The organism is Mycolicibacterium sp. XJ879 (assembly GCF_053483935.1).
The window spans coordinates 455,441-477,682 of the sequence record NZ_JBEFTH010000002.1 but is presented as its reverse complement, the minus strand read 5'-3'; the positions used below and the strand labels follow the sequence as shown (position 1 = coordinate 477,682).

The following is a 22,242-nucleotide window of genomic DNA, read 5'->3' as shown; positions in this document are numbered from 1 at the left end:
ACGCAAATGATGCAAAAGGCGCTGCGGTGGCGGAGGGATTTGAACCCCCGGACGGTGTTAGCCGTCTCTCGCTTTCAAGGCGAGTGCATTAGGCCGCTCTGCCACGCCACCGCCGACAAGGGTACGGGGTCTGACGCGACGGCTATACCCGGCCGAGTTTGGCCGACGGCGCCTCGGATTTGAGGGCCAGGCTGATGCGCCGGCAGTTCTCCCCCATCGCAGCGACCTGCGGGCGCGACAGCCGGCCCAGAAAGTGCAGGCGCACCCCCTCGCCGTAGGTTTTCAGCGCCTCACGCACGGCGGTTCGGCCCTCGTCGGTGATGGTGGCCAGCACCCCGCGGCCGTCGTCCGGGCTGGCGCCGCGACGCACCAGACCCTGCAACTCCAGCCGCCGGATCTGCCGGGTGACGCGGCTCGGAAGCGACATCAAGCCGTCGGCCAGATCCCCCATCCGCGACGATCCGGTGGCTGATTTATCCAGGATGTCGAGCAGCCGCACATCGTTCAGCGTCAGGTGATGGGCGTCGACCAGCGACCGGTTCAGCGTCGCGTACAGCCGCAGCGCCGAGTCGAGAAAGTTTTGCCAGGACCTCTGCTCAGCGATGTCCAAACCCGGCATATCACTGGCGGTACGTCCCCCGATGATCCCCTCCATTCCGCAATAGTAAACACATGTTGCATTGCTGGGAAGGTCTCGACATTACTGTTTTCCCAGCGTAGTAGCGTTATTTGAATGCATGCTGTCTTGGCCGAAACCGAAAATCGACTGACCTGGCAAGAAATCCCCGATATTGAGGCCGCTAGCGGCGAGGTGCTGGTCAAAGTCCACACCGCCGGGGTCAACCGGGCCGATCTGCTTCAGGCCGCCGGAAAGTATCCGCCCCCGCCGGGGGCCAGCGAGATTCTCGGCCTGGAGGTGTCCGGCACCATCGCAGCGCTCGGCGACGGGGTCACCGGTTGGTCCGTAGGGCAACAGGTCTGCGCTTTGCTGGCAGGCGGTGGATATGCGGAGTACGTCGCGGTGCCGGCCGGCCAGGTCATGCCGGTTCCCGACGGGGTGAGCCTGCACCACGCGGCCGGACTGCCCGAAGTCGCCTGCACGGTTTGGTCCAATGTGGTGATGACGGCCGGTCTGCGCTCCGGTCAGCTGATGCTCGTCCACGGCGGCGGCAGCGGAATCGGCACGCATGCCGTTCAGGTGGGCCGTGCGCTCGGCTGCCGGGTGGCGGTCACTGCGGGCTCGCGCAACAAGCTGGACCTGTGTGCCGAACTGGGCGCTGAGATCACCATCAACTACCGCGACGAGGACTTTGTCGAGCGGATCCGCGCCGAGTCCGACGTCGGCGCCGACGTGATCCTCGACATCATCGGTGCGGCCTACCTCGATCGCAACGTCGACGCGCTGGCACCCGACGGTCGGCTGATGATCATCGGCATGCAGGGCGGTGCGAAGGGCGAGCTGAACATCGCCAAGCTTCTCGGCAAGCGCGGCGGTGTGATCGCCACCGCGCTGCGGGCCCGCCCGGTCACCGGCCGGGGCAGCAAGAGCGACATCGTCACCGAGGTGGTCGCCAACCTGTGGCCGTTGGTCGAGAGCGGTCAGGTGCGCCCGATCATCGGCGCCGAGTTCCCCATCACCCAGGCCCAGGCCGCGCATGAGATGTTGTCGTCCGGTGACGTGGCCGGCAAGGTCCTGCTGCGCGTCGAGGACGGCTCAGCCTAGGGACGCCAGCGTCCGCACCAGCTGATCGACTTCGGCCATCGTGGTGTAGTGCGCCAACCCGATGGTGACCGCGCCGCCGATGTCGTTGACGCCGATGGCCTCCAGCACCCGCGAGTTCGCGTTGGAGATCGCCAGGATGCCATTGTCGGCCAACCGCTGCACCACCCGTTCGGCCGGCACGTTGTTGATCGCGAAGCTGAGCACGGGAATCCGCACCTCGGGCCGGCCGATGACCATGACGGTCGGCAGCGAGCGCAGCGCGCTCAGCAGGTAGTCGAACAGCCGGTCCATGTACGCCGCGGCCGATTGCATTGATACGGCGAGCCTTTCGCGGCGGGTGCCGCTCGCCGACTCCTCGAGGGTCGCCAGGTAGTCGATGGAGGCGACGACGCCGGCGAGCATGCCGAACTGATGGGTGCCGACCTCCAGCCGCGCTGGTCCGGCGGCGTGGGGGTCCAATGAGACCGAGTGGAACGAGTCGATCATCGCCGGGTCTCGGAACACCAGCGCGCCGATCGGCGGCCCGCCCCACGCCACGGCGTTGACCGCCACCACGTCGGCGTCGATCTCGTCGATGTCGATCAACCGGTACGGTGCGGCGGCCGAATGGTCCACGACCACCAGCGCGCCGAGATCGTGGGCCAGCTTGGTGACCGCCCGCAGATCAGTGACGGTGCCCAAAGTCGCTGAGGCCGAGGCGATTGCGACCAGCCGGGTGGGCCGGGTGATCAGGCTCTCCCACTGCCAGTTCGGCAGTTCCCCGGTCTCGATGTCGACCTCGGCCCACTTGGACTTGGCGCCGTAGCGGTTCGCCGCGCGCAGCCACGGCGCGATGTTGGCTTCGTCGTCGAGGCGGGTCACCACGATCTCGTAGCCCAGCCCGACGCGCGCCGACGACGCGTCGGCCAACGCGGTGATCAGCACGGCGCGGTCGGAACCCAGCACCACCCCGCGCGGATCGGCGTTGACGAGGTCGGCCACCGCCTGGCGCGCGGCGGCGAGCACCGCGGCGCTGCGCTGAGCGGCCGGATGCGGCCCCACCGGGGTGGGCATCGAACCGCGAAACGCCGTGGAGACGGCCCTGCCGACGGTGTCGGGCAGCAGCATGCCGTGCTGCGCGTCGAAGCGCACCCATCCGTCGCCCAAAGACGGGTGCAAGCCCCGCACCCGGGCGACGTCGTATGCCATGCCAGCCCACCTTTGAGCGTGTATGAAATCACGACCGACACGAAGTTTTCGGCCGATGCCGGCCCGACCCGCCCTGCCGGGCTGGGTCGCCTGCGTGGCCATAGTAGTCGAGTCAGCGGCGGGTGCGGAGTGCTAGTTCCATAGTTGTTGCTCACTATCCATTGACGGCGCGTTGCATTGACGATCTCTAATGTTCACGACCCATAATGGGTTGCAGCGAGATTCGCAACCGGCTTTGCTGCCGTAACACCGGCCGACGCCGGCTCAGCTGCAGACCGGCGGTGCGCGGGTGCGCCATGGCGCAGGGGCTAGTGTCGCCAGATAGGTTACGAACCGGCGCGAACTGCTCGGCTAGGCAATACGACGGCGATTACAGGGAAACTTCACGGAGATGACCACCAACAGCGACGACGACAACATCGAAATCATCGGCAGCGACGACGCGGCGGCCGAGGAGGAATCCGACGGCAAATCGCTGACCGACCTCGTGGAGCAGCCGGCCAAGGTGATGCGGATCGGCACCATGATCAAGCAGCTGCTCGAGGAGGTACGGGCGGCACCGCTGGACGAGGCCAGCCGCAACCGGCTCCGCGAGATCCACCGGACCAGCATCACCGAGCTCGAGGACGGCCTCGCACCGGAACTCCGTGAAGAGCTCGAGCGGCTCACCCTGCCGTTCACCGAAGAGTCGGTGCCCTCCGACGCCGAACTGCGGGTCGCCCAGGCTCAGCTCGTCGGCTGGCTGGAGGGGCTGTTCCACGGCATCCAGACCGCGTTGTTCGCCCAGCAGATGGCCGCGCGCCAGCAGCTCGAGCAGATGCGTCAAGGTGCGCTGCCGCCCGGGATGGGCGGCCCGGCAGGTCCGCGTGGCGGACACGGCACCGGACAGTATCTGTAGGAGCCCGGTATTGGTCCCGCGTATCGAGACCCGCAATGCGTGGGTGGAGTTCCCGATCTTCGACGCCAAGTCGCGGTCGCTGAAGAAGGCGTTTCTTGGCAAGGCCGGCGGCGCGATCGGGCGCAACGAGTCCAACGTCGTCGTCATCGAAGCGCTGCGCGACATCACCATGTCGCTGGAACTGGGCGACCGCGTCGGGCTGGTGGGCCACAACGGCGCCGGCAAGTCCACGCTGCTGCGGCTGTTGTCGGGGATCTACGAACCCACCCGCGGTGTCGCGACGGTGACCGGCCGGGTGGCCCCGGTGTTCGACCTCGGCGTCGGGATGGACCCGGAGATCTCGGGGTTCGAGAACATCATCATCCGCGGGTTGTTCCTGGGACAGACCCGCAAGCAGATGCTGGCCAAGATGGACGAGATCGCCGAATTCACCGAGTTGGGCGACTACCTGTCGATGCCGTTGCGGACGTACTCCACCGGTATGCGCGTGCGGCTGGCGATGGGCGTGGTGACCAGCATCGACCCCGAGATCCTGCTGCTCGACGAAGGCATCGGCGCTGTCGATGCCGATTTCCTGAAGAAGGCGCAGACGCGGTTGTCGGCGCTGGTCGAGCGTTCGGGCATCCTGGTGTTCGCCAGCCACTCCAACGACTTTCTGGCGCGGCTGTGCAAGACGGCGATGTGGATCGACCACGGCACGATCAAGATGACGGGCGGCATCGAGGACGTCGTTCGCGCCTACGAGGGTGAGGACGCCGCCCGGCACGTCCGCGAAGTGCTCGACGAAGCGCGCCGGTGATGACCGGCACGGTCTGCGCCGTGGTGGTCACCCATCGTCGCGTCGAGGAGCTGGCCAAGTCGCTGGAGGCGGTGACGGCCCAGACCCGCGCGCCCGACCACCTGATCGTCGTCGACAACGACAACGATCCGCGGGTGGCCGAGCTGGTGGCCGCCCAGCCGGTACCGACGACCTACCTCGGCTCACGTCGAAATCTCGGCGGCGCAGGCGGTTTCGCGTTGGGGATGCTGCACGCATTGGCACTGGGCGCGGACTGGGTGTGGTTGGCCGACGACGACGGACGGCCCGCCGACTCCGAGGTGCTGGGCACCCTGGTGGCATGCGCGGATAAGCACGGGCTGGCCGAGGTGTCGCCGATGGTGTGCGACCTCGACGACCCGGGCCGGCTCGCGTTCCCGTTACGCCGCGGCGTGGCGTGGCGCCGACGGGTCGAGGAGTTGCGCACCGGGGCCGGGCAGGACCTGCTGCCGGGGATCGCCTCGCTGTTCAACGGCGCGTTGTTCGCGGCGTCGACGCTGGAGGCCACCGGGGTCCCGGATCTGCGGTTGTTCGTCCGCGGCGACGAGACCGAACTGCACCGCAGGCTGGTGCGTTCCGGCCTGCCGTTCGGGACCTGTTTGAACGCGGTGTACCTGCATCCGCAGGGCGGCGACGAGTTCAAACCGATCCTCGGCGGGCGGATGCACACGCAGTATCCCGACGATGCCCGCAAACGCTTTTTCACCTACCGCAACCGTGGATACCTGTTGTCGCAGCCGGGTCTTCGCCGGCTGCTGCCGCAGGAGTGGGCCCGGTTCGGCTGGTACTTTCTGGTGTCGCGGCGCGATCCCGCCGGGCTGTGGGAGTGGATCCGGTTGCGGCGCTTGGGTCGTAAGGAGAGGTTCGGGAGGCCCGCATCGTGACGTTCACCGACGCCGCCTCACAGTCGAAGACGTTCGCGCGCGCGTGGCGCGATCTGGTCGACGGCTTCGCCAAGCATGAGCTGTGGCTGCACCTGGGCTGGCAGGACATCAAACAGCGGTACCGCCGCTCGGTGCTCGGGCCGTTCTGGATCACGATCGCCACGGGCGCGACCGCGGTGGCGATGGGCTTGCTGTACTCGAAGCTGTTCAAACTCGAGCTGTCCGAACATCTTCCGTACGTCACGCTCGGGCTGATCATCTGGAACATGATCAACGCGTCAATCCTCGAGGGCGCCGAGGTGTTCATCGCCAACGAGGGCCTGATCAAACAGCTTCCGACCCCGCTGTCGGTGCACGTGTACCGGCTGGTGTGGCGGCAGATGATCCTGTTCGCGCACAACATGATCATCTTCGTGATCATCGCGATCATCTATCCCAAACCGTGGTCGTGGACCGCGCTGGCGGTCATCCCGGCGATGGCCCTGATCGTGCTGAACTGCGTGTGGGTGTCGCTGTGCTTCGGCATCCTGGCCACCCGCTACCGCGACATCAGCCCGCTGTTGGTCAGCCTGGTGCAGCTGCTGTTCTTCATGACGCCGATCATCTGGAACGAGTCCACCCTGCAGCAGCAGGATGCCGCGGAGTACCTCAAGATCGTCGAGCTCAACCCGCTGCTGCACTACCTGGACATCGTGCGCGCCCCGCTGCTCGGCGCCGACCAGGAGCTGCACCACTGGGTCGTGGTGATGGTGTTGACGGTGATCGGCTGGATCATGGCCGCGTTCGCGATGCGCCAGTACCGCGGCCGCGTCGCGTACTGGGTGTAGCAACGGTTTTACGGTACGCGCGGGCAGCCGGCCGCATCGTCTGCACGAAGGGTCGCCACTTGATCTTGGCGAAGCCGCCAAAATGTTTGAATCTATTTTTCAATTTTGTATGCAAGCTATCTTACCGGTGAGTAGGTTCAGGTCCGTCAATTACCCGCACGAGCCGAAGGAGCCCGGTGCCCGTCACACTTCGTCCGTATACCAGCGCTGGATTAGCCCTGGTCAGCGCCACTGCCATCGCGATGACACCGGTGGTCGCGGCGCCTTCTCTGCCCGACGTCAAAGTCGCCAACCCAGCGGTGCAGTTGTCCGCCGCCGTCAACCCGATCGAGCCGTGGTTGCAGATCTGGGAGACGTCCGAGACCAACGTCGCAAACCTCGCCGACCTCTGGTTGGAGGCGCCGGCGCCGATCCTGCAGCAGGTCATCGCCAACCAGCTTGGCTATCTCCAGCAGCTGCCCGACTTCCCCGTGATCCTCGAGGAAATGGTGGGCAACCTGCAGGCCGCACTCACGGCTCCGTTCGCCGAGGACCTCAGCACTCTGACCGGCAGCCGGGCGTCGTTGTACGACATCATGATGAACGGGCTGGGCACCATTTTGCCGCCGGGAGTGCCGCCGGAATTGCAGCCGCTGTTCAAGTTCCAGACGACCTACCTCAGCGGTGTACTTCTCGGCCTGGTGGGGCCGGTGATCAATCCGGTGCTGGCGCTGGGCGCGAGCATCCACACGATCGTCGGGAACCTCACCGGCGAGAACCCCGATCTGGAAGCAGCGCTCAACACGCTGATCAACACCCCCGCCGCCATGGTCGACAGCTTCCTCAACGGCGGCCAGCAGATCGACATCACCCCGCTGGTCAATGCATTGGGGATCGAGCACCCCTTAGATGAGTTGACCGTCAAGCTCACCTTCGGCGGCCTGCTCAGTGGGGCCGGCACGATGTTCAACGCCCTCGATTTCACCTTCAGTGACGGTAGCGGTATCGACGGCATAGGCCCGGGCTTCGTCGGTTCGCTGATAGCGCTGACCCAGACCATCGCCAAGGCCATCGGCTGGGACGGCGAGGGCAACCCGCTGGCTCCGGCGCTGAATGCGCCCGAAACGCAGAGTGCAGACGTCAACGATCCCGGCCAGGTGCCAGCGTCGGTGCTGGCTTCGCAGACGGTCACGCTGCCGACTGCGCAGGACAAGGCTCTCGACGACGCCGCGACCGAGGTCGAGACCGCTTCTGTGAGCAAGGAACCCACCGGGCCCGCTGCGGTGACCGAAGAAGAGGCCACCGAAGAAGACGTCACCGAGGAAGAGGTCACCGAGGAAGAGGTCACGGAGGAAGAGGCCACCGAGGACGACCTGGACACCGACCTGCTCGAGCAGAACGACGAGGAGGCCACGGGCAACCAGCACGGCGTGGTTCGCACCAACGGTCCCGAAAATGGCACCGGGGATGACCCCGATTCTGCGGACGAGCAGTCCGGCTCCGACTCCACGGACTCGGGCAACGCTTCGGATTCCGAGGCTGACGGCGACAACGGCAAGGCCGACTCAGACTCCTCGGATTCGTCGGAAGGGAGCTCCGGCAGCGACGACTGATCCTGCTGTCGTAGTTCGTCAACCATGTAAACCAATCGGTCCCTGCCCGCGAGGGCAGGGACCGATTGCGTGGGTGAGCGTTGTTTGGCGCTCCTGTGGCACTAAATGGTTGATCGCACCCACGTGGTGCCAGCAAAAACCAGTTAAGCGGGCCAGGGGGCCTGCCGCCGGTCCGATCGCGGAACCAGAGCGCTGACGCAGGCGTTGTCGAAAAATGAGCATTCCGCCCTACGAACCGCCCAAGCCGCCGCCTGCCGGCGGGGCCACCAACCTGCTGTGCCCGAAGTGCGCCGGCGTGATGAAGACGTATGACCGCAACGGCATCCACCTCGAACAGTGTGACACCTGTCGTGGCATCTTCCTGGACTTCGGTGAGCTCGAGGCGCTCACCGAGATGGAGAACCGGTTCGTGCAGGCCCCGCCGCCGCCCCCACCGCATCAGCCCGGGTACGGCTACGGTCCCGGCTGGGGCCACCGCGGCAACAAGTACTACCGCAAACAAGGCTTCGGCAGGCTGTTCTTCTCCAGCTAGAGCATTCGCACACAGGCGTCGCGCAGCAGTGCGTCGTCGGGGTGATACGCGGCGGCACAGATGACGGCGGCGCGGGCGAACGGTTCGAGCACCGGCCACGGATCGCCGTCGGGCACCGCGGGGCCGCCCGCGCCGCGGTAGGCATCCAGGAACGTCGTCCAGTCGTCGTCGGGAATCTGGCCGGCCGCCCAGAACCCGGCCGGCCGGGCCAGATCCCACGCCGGGTCACCTACACCCAGATCGTCGACGTCGATGAGCACCCAGCCTGCTTGCTGCCGGCCCAGCTGGCCGAGATGCCAATCGCCGTGCACCATTGTCGACGGCCGACCGGTCGACCCCGCGCGCCAGACCGCGTCGGGCAGCCCGGCAGCAGCGCGCCGGACCGTGACGTCAGCGGTGCCGCGCAGCATGCGGCGCAGCCGCTGCGGCCAGCCGTGCGGCGGCAGACGCCGAGGCGCCTCTTCTCGATGCAGCTGCGCCAACAGCCGGCCCGCCTGCGCCCACGGCAGGCTGTCCGGTTCGGGCGCAACGGTTTCCACGCGCGGCCATCGGGTGCGCCAGCGAGTCCCGACCGGCTCGGGCACGATGGTCAGCGGTGAGAGCAGCGACGCCGATTGTGCGGCCGCACCCAGCCGCGCGGTCAACGCCCGCGGGTCGGTGCCCGGCCGGTGCAGCTTTACGACGACGTCGCCGTCAATGACGATCTGCGCGCCGGACCGGGTCTGCACCCCTCGACGGTATTACCGCTTGGGCACCGGCAGCCGGGTGGTGACACCGATCCGGTTCCACGCGTTGATGGTCAGCGCCATCGCGATCACCTGGGCCAGTTCGCGCTCGGAGAACGCCGCGGCGGCCCTGGCGTACACGTCGTCGGAGACGTGCCGGTAGGTGAGGTCGGTGATCTCCTCGGTCAACGCGAGCGCGGCCTGCTCCTGCTCGGTGTAGACGCCCTCGGCCTCTTCCCACGCCGGCAGCAGGGTGAGCTTCTGCTCGGCAATGCCGCGCTTGCGCGCGTCGGCAGTGTGCATGTCGAGGCAGAACGCGCAGTGGTTCAGCTGCGACGCGCGGATCTTGATCAACTCGGCCAGGTCGGGGTCGAGGTCCTTGGTCGCGGCATTGTTGAGCAGGATCATCGCCTCGTACACCTCGGGCGACACCTGGTTCATGTTGAGACGGCGGACTTTCTCGACGGTGGTCATACCGCTAACGCTAATCCGCAAACTCCCATCTACATGGTTCAATTCACCGGTGGATTCATGGGCCAATATGGGGACGCGGGATCTGCATCTCGACCTCGCCGAGGCCATCACCCCTGGGTCGCGCGGTGTGCGCGAAAGGCTGCTCACGGCGCTGCGCGATGCCGTACGCACGGGTCGGCTGGCGCCGGGCACGATGCTGCCGCCGTCGCGCAGCCTGGCCGTCGACCTCGGATTGGCCCGCAACACCGTCGCCGAGGCCTACGCCGAACTGGTCGCCGAAGGGTGGCTGGCATCCCGGCAGGGCGCGGGCACCTGGGTGGTGAACGCGGCGGCCACGGAGGCGTCGGTGCGGCCCCGAGGTGTGCGGGTGGTGCCGAAGCACAACTTGATGCCCGGCTCACCCGACGTCGCGGAGTTCCCGCGCAACGAATGGGTCGCCTCGACGCGTCGGGCGCTGAGCCGCGCACCCACCGAGGCGCTGCGCATGGGCGATCCGCGCGGACGACCCGAGCTACGCGAAGCGCTGGCGGAGTACCTGGCACGGGCGCGCGGGGTACGCACCTCGCCGGAGTCGATCCTGATCTGTGCGGGTGTGCGCCACGGGGTGGAGGTCCTCGCCCGGATGTTCCGCGGACCGCGGCCGATCGCCGTAGAAGCTTACGGGCTGTTCATCTTTCGCGATGTGATCGCGGCGATGGGAATGGCGACGACGCCGATCAGCGTCGACGAGTACGGTGCGGTGGTGGATGACCTCGACCCGCTCGACGTGCCCGCCGTGCTGCTCACCCCGGCGCACCACAGCCCGTTCGGCATGCCGCTGCATCCCGCGCGGCGCACCGCGGTCGTCGAGTGGGCACAACGCACCGACGGCTACGTGCTCGACGACGACTACGACGGTGAACTCCGCTACGACCGCCAGCCCGTGGGCGCGCTGCAGGGGCTGTCCCCGGATCGGGTGGTGTATCTCGGCTCGGCGAGCAAGAGCCTGTCGCCTGCGCTGCGGCTGGGCTGGATGGCGTTGCCTGCCGACCTCGTCGAGCCGGCCATCGCCGCCGCGGGCGGCTCACAGTTCTACGTGGACGCGATTTCACAGCTGACGATGGCCGACTTCATCGCAAACGGCGGGTACGACAAGCACATCCGGCGCATGCGGTTGCGGTACCGGCGCCGCCGCGACGCGCTTGTCCAGGCGCTGCAGCCGTTTTCCCTCACGGTCAGCGGGCTGAACGCGGGCCTGAACCTGCTGCTGACCCTGCCCGACGGCGCCGAGCCGGAGGTGCTGCGCCGCGCGGGCGATGCGGGTATCGCGCTAGAGGGGTTGTCGATCATGCGCCACCCGCAGGCGGGCCCGGACGTGGCCCGGCCCGACGGCGTAATCGTCGGGTTCGGCACGCCGGCCGAACACGCCTTTCCTTCCGCCGGACACGCGCTGTGCGATGTGCTCGAGTCGAGCGGGCTCCAGCGCTGAGGACCCAGCGCCGTAAGCTGCTGCGGTGGCCGAGCCCCCCATGCAGCCGAACCTGACCCTGGGCACCCAGGTATGGCGGTTCATCGTCACCGGCGGTTTCTCGGCGATCGTCGACTTCGGCCTCTACGTCGCGCTGTTGGCCGTTGGCCTGCACGTGAACATCGCCAAGACCATCGGTTTCATCGCAGGCACCACCACCGCCTACCTGATCAACCGGCGCTGGACCTTTCAGGCGCCGCCCAGCACGGCGCGCTTTCTCGCGGTGTGTGCGCTCTACGCGGTGACCTACTCCGCGCAGGTCGGCATCAACTACCTGTTGTATCTGGCGTGGGAGGACAAGCCGTGGCGGGTGCCCGTCGCGTTCGTCATCGCCCAGGGCGCCGCGACGGTGATCAACTTCGTGGTCCAGCGGGCGGTCATCTTCCGGCTGCGCTGACGCGGCGCGCCCCGCGCATTTTGCAGCCAGGGTCGTTACCGGAGCGCACGGTACCCTCGTCACGATGTTCGAGACCACCACGCAACGGCTGACCGGCTGGGGGCGCACCGCCCCGTCGGTGGCCCAGGTGTTGTCGACGCCGGATGTCGAGGTCATCGCGCAAGCCGTAGCGACCACGGGTCAGCGCGGGGTCATCGCGCGCGGGCTCGGCCGCTCCTACGGCGACAACGCCCAGAACGGCGGCGGCCTGGTGATCGATATGACCGCGTTGAACCGGATCCACTCGATCGTCGCCGAAACGCACCTGGTCGATGTCGACGCGGGCGTGAGCCTGGACACGTTGATGAAGGCGGCGTTGCCGTTCGGGCTGTGGGTGCCGGTGCTGCCGGGCACCCGACAGGTCACGGTCGGCGGCGCGATCGCCTGCGATATCCACGGCAAGAACCATCACAGCGCCGGAAGTTTCGGCAACCACGTCCGCTCGATCGACCTACTGACCGCCGACGGCGAGATCCGGCGGTTGACCCCCGACGGGCCCGAGAGCGAACTGTTCTGGGCGACCGTCGGCGGCAACGGGCTGACCGGCATCATCCTGCGCGCCACGATCGAGATGACGCCGACGGAAACCGCCTACTTCATCGCCGATGGCGACGTCACCGCGAACCTCGATGAGACGATCGCGTTTCACAGTGACGGCAGCGAAGACAACTACACCTACTCCAGCGCGTGGTTCGACGCGATCAGCGCACCACCCAAACTCGGCCGCGCCGCGATATCACGTGGTTCGCTGGCGCGGCTGGATCAGCTGCCGGCCAAGCTGCAACGCGATCCGCTGAAATTCGATGCGCCACAACTGCTGAACTTCCCCGACATCTTTCCCAACGGGCTGGCCAACAAGTACACGTTCGGGCCGATCGGAGAGCTGTGGTACCGCAAGTCGGGCACCTACCGCGGCAAGGTCCAGAACCTCACGCAGTTCTATCACCCGCTGGACATGTTCGGTGAGTGGAACCGGGCATACGGGCCAGCGGGTTTCACCCAGTACCAGTTCGTCGTGCCCACCGAGGCGGTCGATGAGTTCAAGGCGATCATCGTCGACATCCAGCGGTCGGGCCACTACTCATTCCTCAACGTGTTCAAGCTGTTCGGCCCCGGGAACCAAGCGCCGCTGAGCTTTCCGATCCCCGGTTGGAACGTCTGCGTCGACTTTCCGATCAAGTCCGGGCTGAACCAATTCCTCACCGACCTCGACCGGCGGGTGTTGGAGTTCGGCGGCCGGCTCTACACCGCCAAGGATTCCCGCACCACCGCCGAGACATTTCACGCCATGTACCCGCGAATCGACGAGTGGATCGCCATGCGCCGCAAGGTCGATCCCAATGCGGTGTTCGCGTCCGACATGGCCCGACGTTTGGAGCTGCTGTAAATGGTGCGCGCACATGGTTCTTGATGCGGTGGGTAACCCCCAGACCATCCTGTTGTTGGGCGGCACGTCCGAAATCGGGCTGGCGATCTGCGAGCGCTATCTGCGCGACGCGCCCGCACGCGTCATCCTGGCCGAAGTACCCGGCCACCCGGGCCGCGACGCCGCCGTCGCGCAACTCGAGGCGGCCGGCGCCAAATCCGTCGAGGTGCTCGACTTCGACGGGCTCGACACCGAGAGCCATCCGAAAGTGATCGACGCCGCGTGGCGCGGCGGCGATGCCCCAAGAGATATAGATGTCGCGATCGTGGCCTTCGGCCTGCTCGGCGACGCCGAAGAGCTGTGGCAGAACCAGCGCAAAGCCGTGCAGATCGCCGGGATCAACTACACCGCAGCGGTTTCCGTCGGTGTGCTGCTCGGCGAGAAGATGCGCGCGCAGGGTTTCGGGCGCATCATCGCGATGAGCTCGGCCGCCGGTGAACGGGTGCGCCGGTCGAACTTCGTGTACGGCTCCACCAAGGCCGGGCTCGACGGGTTCTACCTCGGGCTCGGTGAGGCGTTGCGCGAGTACGGGGTTTCGGTGCTGGTCATCCGGCCCGGCCAGGTGCGCACCCGCACCACCATCGAGCACTGGAAGGCCACCGGCGCCAAGGAAGCGCCGTTCACCGTCGACAAGGAAGACGTCGCCGAACTGGCGGTCACCGCATCGGCCAAAGGCAAGGAACTGGTATGGGCACCGGGGGTGTTCAGGTACGTGATGATGGTGTTGCGGCACATCCCGCGCCCCATCTTCCGCAAGCTCCCCATCTGATGCGCAGCGCACTGGCCACTCCGACCAAGGTCGTCGGCCAGCTGGCGGCCGGCGCGGCCGTGGCGGTCGTCGTCGCAGCCATCTCGCTGATCGCGATTTCGCGGGTGGACTGGCCGGCCTACAACTCGTCCAACCAGCTGCACGCGCTGACCACCGTCGGCCAAGTCGGTTGTCTGGCAGGGCTGTTGGCGTCTGGATGGATGTGTCGGCGCGGCAGACGGCTGCTCGCGTGGGGCGGCGCGACGGTGTTCTTGTCCGCGTTCTCGGTGGTGACGCTGGCGATGCCGCTGGGCGCCACCAGGCTCTACCTGCACGGCATTTCGGTCGACCAGCAGTTCCGCACCGAGTACCTGACCCGGCTCACCGACACCGCCGCGCTGCACGACATGACCTACTACGGCCTGCCGCCGTTCTACCCGCCGGGCTGGTTCTGGATCGGCGGGCGGCTCGCCGACCTGACCGGCACCCCGGGCTGGGAGATGTTCAAACCGTGGGCCATCATCTCCATCGCGATCGCAATCACCGCGTCGTTCGTGTTGTGGGCGGCGATGATTCGCTTCGAGTACGCGCTGATCGTCGCGACCGCCACCGCCGCGGCGACCCTCGCCTACGCACCGGCCGAACCCTACGCCGCGATCATCACCGCGCTGCTGCCGCCGGTGTTCGTGCTGGCCTGGTCGGGACTGCGGGGCGCGAACCGAAACGGAGGCTGGGCCGCCATCATCGGGGTCGGCCTCTTCCTCGGCTTCACCGCGCTGTTCTACACGCTGCTGTTCGCCTACGCGGCGTTCACGCTGACGCTGATGGCGGTCGGGCTCGCTGTGGCGCGCCGACGCATCGAACCGCTGCTGCGGCTGCTCGCCATCGCGGCGCTCTCCGGCGCCATCGCGCTGATCGGCTGGGGACCGTGGCTGGCCGCCGCGATCCAGGGCGAGCCGGCCGACTCGGGCACCGCGCAGCACTACCTGCCGTCGGTCGGCGCCGAGATGGAGTTCCCGATGCTGCACTTCACGCTGCTCGGCGCGCTGTGCATGCTCGGCACGCTGTGGCTGGTGTGGCGCGCGCGCACCTCCATCCGCGCCGGCGCGCTGGCGTTCGCCGTGCTGGCGGTCTACGCATGGTCGCTGCTGTCGATGCTGACCACGCTGGCCGGCACGACGCTGCTGTCCTTCCGCCTCAACCCAACGCTGACCGTGCTGTTCGCCGCCGCCGGGGCGTTCGGCTTCATCGAAGCCACGCTGGCAATCGCCGCGCGCTACCGCCATGAAACAGCTAGGCGCGTCTTCGCCGCCGCCGCCACCGTCGGCGCCATCGGGGCCGTGACCTACAGCCAGGACATCCCCGACGTGCTGCGCGCCGATATCGCGGTGGCCTACACCGACACCGACGGCTACGGCGAGCGCGCCGATCGCCGCCCGCCCGGCTCGGAGCGCTACTACCGCGAGATCGACGAAAAAGTCCGCGAGGTGACGGACCTGCCGCGCAACGAGACCGTGGTGATGACCGCCGACTACAGCTTCCTCTCGTACTACCCCTACTACGGGTTCCAGGGACTGACCTCGCACTACGCCAACCCGCTGGCGCAGTTCGAGAAACGCGCCGACGCGATCGAGAGCTGGGCCACCCTGACCGACGCCGATGCGTTCATCGAAACCCTCGACCGCCTGCCGTGGAAGCCGCCGAACGTGTTCCTGATGCGGCGCGGCGCTGATGACACCTACACATTGCGGCTGGCCTCCGATGTCTACCCCAACCAGCCCAACGTGCGTCGCTACCACGTCGCGCTCGACGAAGCCCTGTTCGACGACCCCCGCTTCGACGTCTCCGAGATCGGACCGTTTGTGCTGGCCATCCGCCTGCCCAATTACGATCAAGCCCCGTGACTGGCCAAGTCGGGGCGAACCACCGGACCGCGCGACTGATCGCCGTCGTCGCCGGGTTGCTCGGCGCGGCCCTGGCGGTCGCGACCCCGCTGCTGCCGGTCAAGCAGACCACCGCCGAGCTGAACTGGCCACAGGATGGGGTGCTGCAGAGCGTCAACGCGCCCCTGATCGGATACGTGGCCACGGATCTGACCATCACGATCCCGTGCCGGGTGGCCGCCGGGCTGGCCGGAGCCGACAACGCCGACCGCACTGTGTTGTTGTCCACCGTGCCCAAGCAGGCGCCCAAGGCCGTCGACCGCGGTCTGCTCATCGAACGGGTCAACAACGACCTGCTCGTCATCGTCCGCAACACCCCCGTGGTCAGCGCCCCGCTGAACCAGGTCCTCAGCCCGCAGTGCCAGTCGCTGACGTTCACCGCACACGCCGACAAGGTCACCGGGGAGTTCGTCGGCCTGGTCAAGGGATCCGATAGCGACGATCCCGGCGCGCCGCTGAGCGGCGAACGCAGCGGCTACGACTTCCGCCCCCAGATCGTCGGCGTGTTCACCGACCTGTCCGGGCCCGCGCCGCCCGGTCTGGAGTTCTCGGCCACCATCGACACCCGCTACAGCAGTTCCCCGACCCTGCTGAAACTGCTCGCAATGATCCTCGGCGTCGCGTTGACGGTCATCGCGCTGGGCGCCCTGCACGTGCTCGACACCGCCGACGGCCGCAAGGTCAAGCGCTTCCTGCCGCCACGCTGGTGGTCGTTCGGCCCGCTCGACGGGGTGGTCACCGCGGTGCTGGTGTGGTGGCACTTCGTGGGCGCCAACACCGCCGATGACGGATACATCCTGACCATGGCCCGGGTGTCGGAGCACGCCGGCTACATGGCCAACTACTACCGGTGGTTCGGCACCCCCGAAGCGCCGTTCGGCTGGTACTACGACCTGCTGGCGCTGTGGTCGAACGTCAGCACCCACAGCGTGTGGATGCGACTGCCCACGCTGCTGATGGCGCTGGCCTGCTGGTGGCTGATCAGCCGCGAGGTCATCCCGCGACTCGGCCACTCGGTCAAGACCAGCCGCGCCGCGGCATGGACGGCCGCCGGGCTGTTCCTGGCGTTCTGGCTGCCGCTGAACAACGGGCTGCGGCCCGAACCGATCATCGCGCTCGGCATCCTGCTCACCTGGTGCTCGGTGGAGCGCGGGGTGGCCACCAGCCGGCTGCTACCGGTGGCGGTCGCCATCATCATCGGCGCGCTGACGCTGTTCTCCGGCCCGACGGGCATCGCCGCGGTCGGCGCGCTGCTGGTCGCCGTCGGCCCGTTGAAAACGATTGTGGCCGCGCATACTTCACGGTTCGGCTACCTGGCGCTGCTGGCGCCGATCCTGGCCGCGGCCACCGTGACGATCATCTTGATCTTCCGCGACCAGACGCTGATCGGCGAGCTGCAGGCCAGCGCGTTCAAATCCTCCGTCGGCCCCAGCCTGTCCTGGTTCGACGAACACATCCGTTATTCGCGGCTGTTCACCACCAGCCCCGACGGCTCGGTGGCCCGCCGGTTCGCGGTGCTGACGCTGCTGTTGGCGCTGGCCGTCTCGGTGGCGATGGCGTTGCGCAAGTTCCGGATCCCCGGCACCGCGCTGGGCCCGAGCCGGCGCATCGTCGGCATCACGATCATCTCGTTTCTGGCGCTGATGTTCACCCCGACCAAATGGACCCACCACTTCGGGGTGTTCGCCGGGCTGGCCGGATCGCTCGGCGCCCTGGCCGCCGTCGCCGTCGGCGCCGCCGCGATGCGGTCCCGACGCAACCGGTCGGTGTTCACCGCGGCCGTGCTGTTCGCCACCGCGCTGTCGTTCGCCACGGTCAACGGGTGGTGGTACGTCTCCAACTTCGGTGTGCCGTGGTCCAACGAGTTCCCGGAGTGGAAGTTCGGCTTCACCACGATGCTGCTGGGCCTGTCGGTCGTCGCCCTGCTGGTGGCGGCCTGGTTCCACTTCGCCGGACGCGATTCATCCCCGCCCGGTGAACCGCGGCGCTGGCAACGAGTCGCGCAGGCACCGTTGGCGATCGCCACGTGGGGGCTGGTGGTGTTCGAGGTGGTCTCGCTGACGCTGGGTATGACGGGCCAGTACCCGGCGTGGAGTGTCGGACGGTCCAACCTCGAAGCGCTGACCGGCAAGACGTGCGGGCTGGCCGAGGACGTGCTCGTCGAGCAGGACGCCAACGCCGGCATGCTCACCCCGGTGGACGCCCCCGTCGGCGAAGCCCTGAGCGCGGACACGTCGGAAGGGTTCAGCCCCAACGGGATTCCGTCCGACCTGTCGGCCGACGAGGTGATGGGCGGGCCCGGCACCGCGACGAACTTCGCCGACACCCCCGAAGGCGACGACACCGCAGGCGAGTCCGGTACCGAGGGTGGCACCACCGCGGCCGCCGGCATCAACGGGTCACGCGCACGGCTGCCGTTCGACCTGGACCCCGCCAGCACCCCGGTGATGGGCAGCTGGCGCAGCGGCACCCAGCAGCCGGCGTCACTGCGCTCGGCCTGGTACGCGCTACCCGACAACTGGAACCAGGACGACCAGGCCGGCCTGGGGGCACCCTCCGCCCGAAGGGCAGGGGGACTGCTCGCGGTGGCCGCGGCCGGGCGCTTCGATTCCGGTGAGGTCGAAGTGCAGTGGGCCACCGACGATGACCCTGCCGACGGGGCCTCAGGCACCGTCGCGCTGGGCGACGTCGGCGCGTCCCCGGCCTGGCGCAACCTGCGGGTCCCGCTGGACGCGATCCCCGGTGACGCCACCCGGGTGCGGCTGGTCGCCACCGACGACGACCTCAACCCCGAGCACTGGATCGCGATCACCCCACCGCGCATCCCCGAACTGCGCACCCTTCAGGACGTCGTCGGGTCTGAAGATCCGGTGTTACTGGACTGGCTGGTCGGCATGGCCTTCCCGTGCCAGCGCCCGTTCGACCACCGATACGGCGTCATCGAGGTGCCGAAGTGGCGGATCATGCCCGACCGGTTCGGCGCCGAGGCCAACTCACCGGTGATGGACAACCTTGGCGGCGGCCCGCTCGGCATCACCGAGCTGCTGGTGCGCGCCACCACGGTGCCGTCGTATCTGTCCGAGGACTGGTACCGCGACTGGGGCGCCCTGCAGCAGCTGACCCCCTACTACCCGGACGCCGAGCCCGCGCGGATCGATCTCGGTTCGGCGACGCGTAGCGGGCTGTGGAGCCCGGCGCCGCTGCGCCATTAGTTTCGTCGCCTACCATCGACCCTCGTGCCCGACGACCCGTCTCATCGCATCGCGCGACTGATCGCGGCCGTCGCGGGCCTTGCGGGAGTGTTGCTGTGCGCGCTGGCGCCGCTGCTTCCGGTCACCCAGAGCACCGCCACGATCCTGTGGCCGCAGGCCGCCAACGACGACGGGTTCGTCACGGACATCACCGCCCCACTGGTGTCGGGTGCGCCGCTCGCCCTCGACGTCTCCATCCCCTGTCAGGCCGTGGCGACCCTGCCCGACGACGGCGGGCTGGTCGTCTCCACGATCCCGCCTGCCGGCATCGACGCCAGCCGCAATGGGCTGTTCGTACGGGCCACCGCCGACATCGTCGTGGTTGCGGTGCGCGACTCCGTCGCCGCGGTCGCACCCCGGCCCGCGGTGGAGTCGGGGGCGTGCAGCACGCTGCACATCTGGGCCAACCCCGGCGAGGTCGGCGCCGACTTCCTCGGCATCCCCGGCGCGGCAGGCACCCTGGCCCCGGATAAGAAACCGCAGGTCGCCGGGGTCTTCACGGAGCTGCAGGTGCCGGCGCAGAACGGATTGTCGGCGCGTATCGACGTCGACACCCGGTTCATCAGCTCACCCACGCCGCTCAAGCTGGCCGTGATGGTGCTCGGGGTGATCTGTGTGCTCGCGGCGATCGTGGCGCTGGCGGTGCTGGACCGCACGTCGGGACGACGGGTGCCGCGCGGCTGGCGGCGGTTCTGGCGCGTCGGGGCGTGGCACTGGCTGGCCGACATCGGCGTGGTCGGCACGCTGCTGCTGTGGCATCTGATCGGGGCGATCTCCTCCGACGACGGCTACAACCTCACGATCGCCCGGGTGTCCGACGAGGCGGGCTACACCGCGAACTACTTCCGCTACTTCGGCGCGACCGAGGCGCCGTTCGACTGGTACCAGTCCGTTCTGGCACAACTGGCCCAGGTCAGCACCGCCGGGGTGTGGATGCGGCTGCCGGCGACCCTGGCGGCGGTGGGCACCTGGCTGCTGATCAGCCGCTGTGTGCTGGCCCGGCTGGGTCCCGGCGCGGCGGGCCTGGCCGGCAATCGGGTCGCGGTTTGGACGGCCGGCGCGGTGTTTCTGGCCGCGTGGCTGCCGTTCAACAACGGGTTGCGCCCCGAACCGCTGATCGCGTTCGGGACGATCACCGCCTGGATGCTCGTGGAGAACGCGATCGGCACCCGGCGGCTGTGGCCCGCGGCGGCGGCCGTCGTCGTGGCGGTGTTCTCGGTGACCTTGGCGCCGCAGGGCCTCATCGCGCTCGCACCGCTGCTGGTCGGCGCCCGCGCCATCGTGCGCACCATCCGGGTGCGGCGCCCGGTCGCCGGCATGTGGCCCCCCCTGGCCGCGCTGGCGGCGTCGGCGGCTCTGATCTTCGTGGTCGTCTTCCGCGATCAGACGCTGGCCACGGTCGCCGAGTCCGCCCGCATCAAGTACAAGGTCGGCCCCACCATCGCGTGGTATCAGGACTTCCTGCGCTACTACTTCCTCACCGTGGAGGACAGCGTCGACTCGTCGCTGACCCGTCGCTTCGCCGTGCTGGTGATGCTGCTGTGCCTGTTCGGCATGCTCGCGGTGCTGCTGCGGCGCAGCAGCGTGCCGGGGATGGCCCGGGGCCCGGTGTGGCGGTTGATCGGCGCGACGGCGGTCGGGCTGCTGCTGCTGACGTTCACGCCGACGAAATGGGCGGTGCAGTTCGGGGCGTTGGCGGGCCTGGCAGGTGCGCTCGGCGCGGTGACCGCATTCGCGTTCGCGCGAGTCGGCCTGCACAGTCGACGCAACCTGGCGCTGTACGTCACCGCGCTGCTGTTCGTATTGGCCTGGGCCACATCGGGTATCAACGGCTGGTTCTACGTCGGCAACTACGGGGTGCCGTGGTTCGACAAACAGCCGGTGCTGGCCGGTGTCCCGGTGATGACGATCTTCTTGGTGCTGGCGATCGCGACCGGCCTGCTCGCCGCGTGGCTGCATTACCGCATCGACTACGCCGGGCACACCCAAGTGGCCGACACCCGCCGCAACCGGGTGTTGGCCTCCACGCCGCTGCTGGTGGTGGCGGTCATCATGGTGGTGCTCGAGGTCGGTTCGATGGCAAAGGGAGCCGTGCAGCGCTACCCGGTCTACACCACCGCCAAGGCGAACCTGGCGGCGCTCACTGGGTTCGCCGGGGGGACATCGGAACCAAGCTGCGCGATGGCCGACGATGTGCTGGTCGAGCGGAACACCAACGAGGGTCTGCTGCAACCGGTTCCGGGTCAGCCCTTCGGTGAATACGGCCCGCTCGGCGGCGAGGATCCCGTCGGATTCCACCCCAACGGGGTCAGCGACACCCTGGAGCCGGCGGAGCCGGTCACCGCGAACCCCGGGCTGGTCAACTCCGACGGCTCGCCCAACGAGCCCAACGTCGGTGTCGGCTACGCCGCGGGCACCGGCGGCGGTTACGGACCCGAAGGCGTCAACGGCTCTCGGGTGTTTCTGCCGTTCGGGCTGGACCCGGCCCGCACCCCGGTGATGGGCAGCTACGACGAGAATGACGTCGCGGCCGAAGTCACCTCGGCGTGGTATCAGTTGCCGCCCCGCACCCCGGACCGGCCGCTGGTGACGGTCGCCGCCGCGGGTGCCATCTGGTACTACGAGGAGGACGGCTCGTTCAACTACGGACAGTCGCTCAAACTGCAGTGGGGTGTACACCATCCCGACGGCAGCTACCAGGCGCTCGGTGAAGTGCAGCCCATCGACATCTTCCCCCAAAAGGCATGGCGTAACCTGAGATTCCCGCTGTCATGGGCGCCGCCGGAGGCGAACGTGGCACGCATCGTCGCCGATGATCCGAACCTGTCGACCGATCAGTGGTTCGCGTTCACGCCGCCGCGGGTACCGGTGCTCGAGACCGCCCAGGACTTCCTCGGATCGCAGACCCCGGTGTTGATGGACATCGCCACGGCCGCGAACTTCCCGTGCCAGCGCCCGGCCTCCCAGCACCTGGGCATCGCCGAACTACCGGAGTACCGCATCCTGCCCAACTTCAAGCAGGTGGTGTCCTCGTCGAACATGTGGCAGTCCGCCCAGGACGGCGGACCGTTCCTGTACATCCAGGCGCTGCTGCGCACCTCGGCGATTCCGACGTATCTGCGCGGTGACTGGTACCGCGACTGGGGTTCGATCGAACGCTACGACCGGGTGGTGCCCGCCTCGCAGGCACCGACGGCCGCCGTGGAAGAGGGCACCCGACGCGTCTTCGGGTGGACGCGCAACGGACCGATCAGGGCGCTGCCATGACGGG

Annotated in this window: 18 protein-coding genes and 1 tRNA gene; 14 read left to right on the top strand and 5 right to left on the bottom strand. The window is 68.0% G+C overall.

Features of this window, described 5'->3' with window-relative positions:
- Window positions 1-24: 24 nt before the first annotated feature.
- A tRNA-Ser gene (locus ABQF13_RS05985) sits at window positions 25-111 on the bottom strand.
- 31 nt (window positions 112-142) lie between these two features.
- Window positions 143-655, bottom strand: coding sequence for a MarR family winged helix-turn-helix transcriptional regulator (locus ABQF13_RS05980; protein ID WP_448391799.1), 513 nt, complete (start codon window positions 653-655; stop codon window positions 143-145).
- Between the two features lie 78 nt (window positions 656-733).
- Between ABQF13_RS05980 and ABQF13_RS05975 the strand changes: the two genes are divergently transcribed.
- Complete coding sequence (locus ABQF13_RS05975; RefSeq protein WP_448391798.1) at window positions 734-1,723, top strand: NAD(P)H-quinone oxidoreductase; 990 nt, start codon at window positions 734-736, stop codon at window positions 1,721-1,723.
- Here ABQF13_RS05975 and ABQF13_RS05970 read toward each other — a convergent pair.
- Window positions 1,715-2,911, bottom strand: coding sequence for a cysteine desulfurase-like protein (locus tag ABQF13_RS05970; protein ID WP_448391797.1), 1,197 nt, complete (start codon window positions 2,909-2,911; stop codon window positions 1,715-1,717). The two genes, ABQF13_RS05975 and ABQF13_RS05970, sit on opposite strands and share 9 nt — an antisense overlap.
- Before the next feature lie 391 nt (window positions 2,912-3,302).
- On the opposite strand from ABQF13_RS05970, the gene ABQF13_RS05965 reads away from it, so the two are divergent.
- From ABQF13_RS05965 to ABQF13_RS05940, 6 genes are all read left to right on the top strand, one after another.
- A complete protein-coding gene (locus tag ABQF13_RS05965) occupies window positions 3,303-3,809 on the top strand; it encodes a bacterial proteasome activator family protein (protein ID WP_448391796.1) in 507 nt (168 codons plus the stop codon).
- Window positions 3,810-3,819: 10 nt separating this feature from the next.
- On the top strand, window positions 3,820-4,608 hold the full coding sequence (gene wzt / locus ABQF13_RS05960) for a galactan export ABC transporter ATP-binding subunit Wzt/RfbE (protein ID WP_448391795.1): 789 nt from the start codon (window positions 3,820-3,822) through the stop codon (window positions 4,606-4,608).
- Window positions 4,608-5,510 (top strand): galactofuranosyltransferase GlfT1, encoded by a 903-nt coding sequence (gene glfT1, locus ABQF13_RS05955; protein ID WP_448391794.1) that lies wholly within the window; start codon window positions 4,608-4,610, stop codon window positions 5,508-5,510. The genes wzt and glfT1 overlap by 1 nt, the downstream gene beginning before the upstream one ends.
- Window positions 5,507-6,337 carry a galactan export ABC transporter permease subunit Wzm/RfbD gene (gene wzm / locus ABQF13_RS05950; RefSeq protein WP_448391793.1) on the top strand — a complete coding sequence of 277 codons (831 nt, stop codon included), beginning with the start codon at window positions 5,507-5,509 and terminating at the stop codon, window positions 6,335-6,337. The genes glfT1 and wzm overlap by 4 nt, the downstream gene beginning before the upstream one ends.
- 176 nt (window positions 6,338-6,513) lie before the next feature.
- Window positions 6,514-7,929, top strand: a complete 1,416-nt coding sequence (gene gjpA, locus ABQF13_RS05945) for an outer membrane porin GjpA (RefSeq protein WP_448391792.1) — start codon at window positions 6,514-6,516, stop codon at window positions 7,927-7,929.
- 214 nt (window positions 7,930-8,143) lie between these two features.
- Window positions 8,144-8,461 carry a TFIIB-type zinc ribbon-containing protein gene (locus tag ABQF13_RS05940; RefSeq protein ID WP_448391791.1) on the top strand — a complete coding sequence of 106 codons (318 nt, stop codon included), beginning with the start codon at window positions 8,144-8,146 and terminating at the stop codon, window positions 8,459-8,461.
- Here ABQF13_RS05940 and ABQF13_RS05935 read toward each other — a convergent pair.
- Together ABQF13_RS05935 and ABQF13_RS05930 are read right to left on the bottom strand one after the other, a co-directional pair.
- On the bottom strand, window positions 8,458-9,189 hold the full coding sequence (locus ABQF13_RS05935) for a phosphotransferase family protein (RefSeq protein WP_448391790.1): 732 nt from the start codon (window positions 9,187-9,189) through the stop codon (window positions 8,458-8,460). The genes ABQF13_RS05940 and ABQF13_RS05935 overlap by 4 nt on opposite strands.
- Before the next feature lie 12 nt (window positions 9,190-9,201).
- Window positions 9,202-9,660, bottom strand: coding sequence for a carboxymuconolactone decarboxylase family protein (locus tag ABQF13_RS05930; protein WP_448391789.1), 459 nt, complete (start codon window positions 9,658-9,660; stop codon window positions 9,202-9,204).
- A 49-nt stretch (window positions 9,661-9,709) separates the two neighbouring features.
- Here ABQF13_RS05930 and pdxR point away from each other — a divergent pair, with 49 nt between their 5' ends.
- From pdxR to ABQF13_RS05895, 7 genes are all read left to right on the top strand, one after another.
- Entirely contained in the window at window positions 9,710-11,128 is a 1,419-nt protein-coding gene (pdxR, locus tag ABQF13_RS05925; protein WP_448391788.1) for a MocR-like pyridoxine biosynthesis transcription factor PdxR, read from the top strand.
- A 40-nt stretch (window positions 11,129-11,168) separates the two neighbouring features.
- Window positions 11,169-11,564, top strand: a complete 396-nt coding sequence (locus ABQF13_RS05920) for a GtrA family protein (RefSeq protein ID WP_448392031.1) — start codon at window positions 11,169-11,171, stop codon at window positions 11,562-11,564.
- 64 nt (window positions 11,565-11,628) lie between these two features.
- A complete protein-coding gene (locus tag ABQF13_RS05915; protein ID WP_448391787.1) occupies window positions 11,629-12,990 on the top strand; it encodes a decaprenylphosphoryl-beta-D-ribose oxidase in 1,362 nt (453 codons plus the stop codon).
- Window positions 12,991-13,003: 13 nt separating this feature from the next.
- Window positions 13,004-13,798: a decaprenylphospho-beta-D-erythro-pentofuranosid-2-ulose 2-reductase gene (locus tag ABQF13_RS05910; protein ID WP_448391786.1), complete on the top strand. Its 795-nt coding sequence runs from the start codon at window positions 13,004-13,006 to the stop codon at window positions 13,796-13,798.
- The gene (locus ABQF13_RS05905; RefSeq protein WP_448391785.1) at window positions 13,798-15,681 is read left to right on the top strand and encodes a galactan 5-O-arabinofuranosyltransferase; all 1,884 of its coding nucleotides are present in this window, start codon (window positions 13,798-13,800) and stop codon (window positions 15,679-15,681) included. The genes ABQF13_RS05910 and ABQF13_RS05905 overlap by 1 nt, the downstream gene beginning before the upstream one ends.
- A complete protein-coding gene (locus ABQF13_RS05900) occupies window positions 15,678-18,932 on the top strand; it encodes an arabinosyltransferase domain-containing protein (protein WP_448391784.1) in 3,255 nt (1,084 codons plus the stop codon). The genes ABQF13_RS05905 and ABQF13_RS05900 overlap by 4 nt, the downstream gene beginning before the upstream one ends.
- Window positions 18,933-18,956: 24 nt before the next feature.
- Complete coding sequence (locus tag ABQF13_RS05895) at window positions 18,957-22,238, top strand: arabinosyltransferase domain-containing protein (protein ID WP_448391783.1); 3,282 nt, start codon at window positions 18,957-18,959, stop codon at window positions 22,236-22,238.
- The last annotated feature ends 4 nt before the right edge of the window (window positions 22,239-22,242 follow it).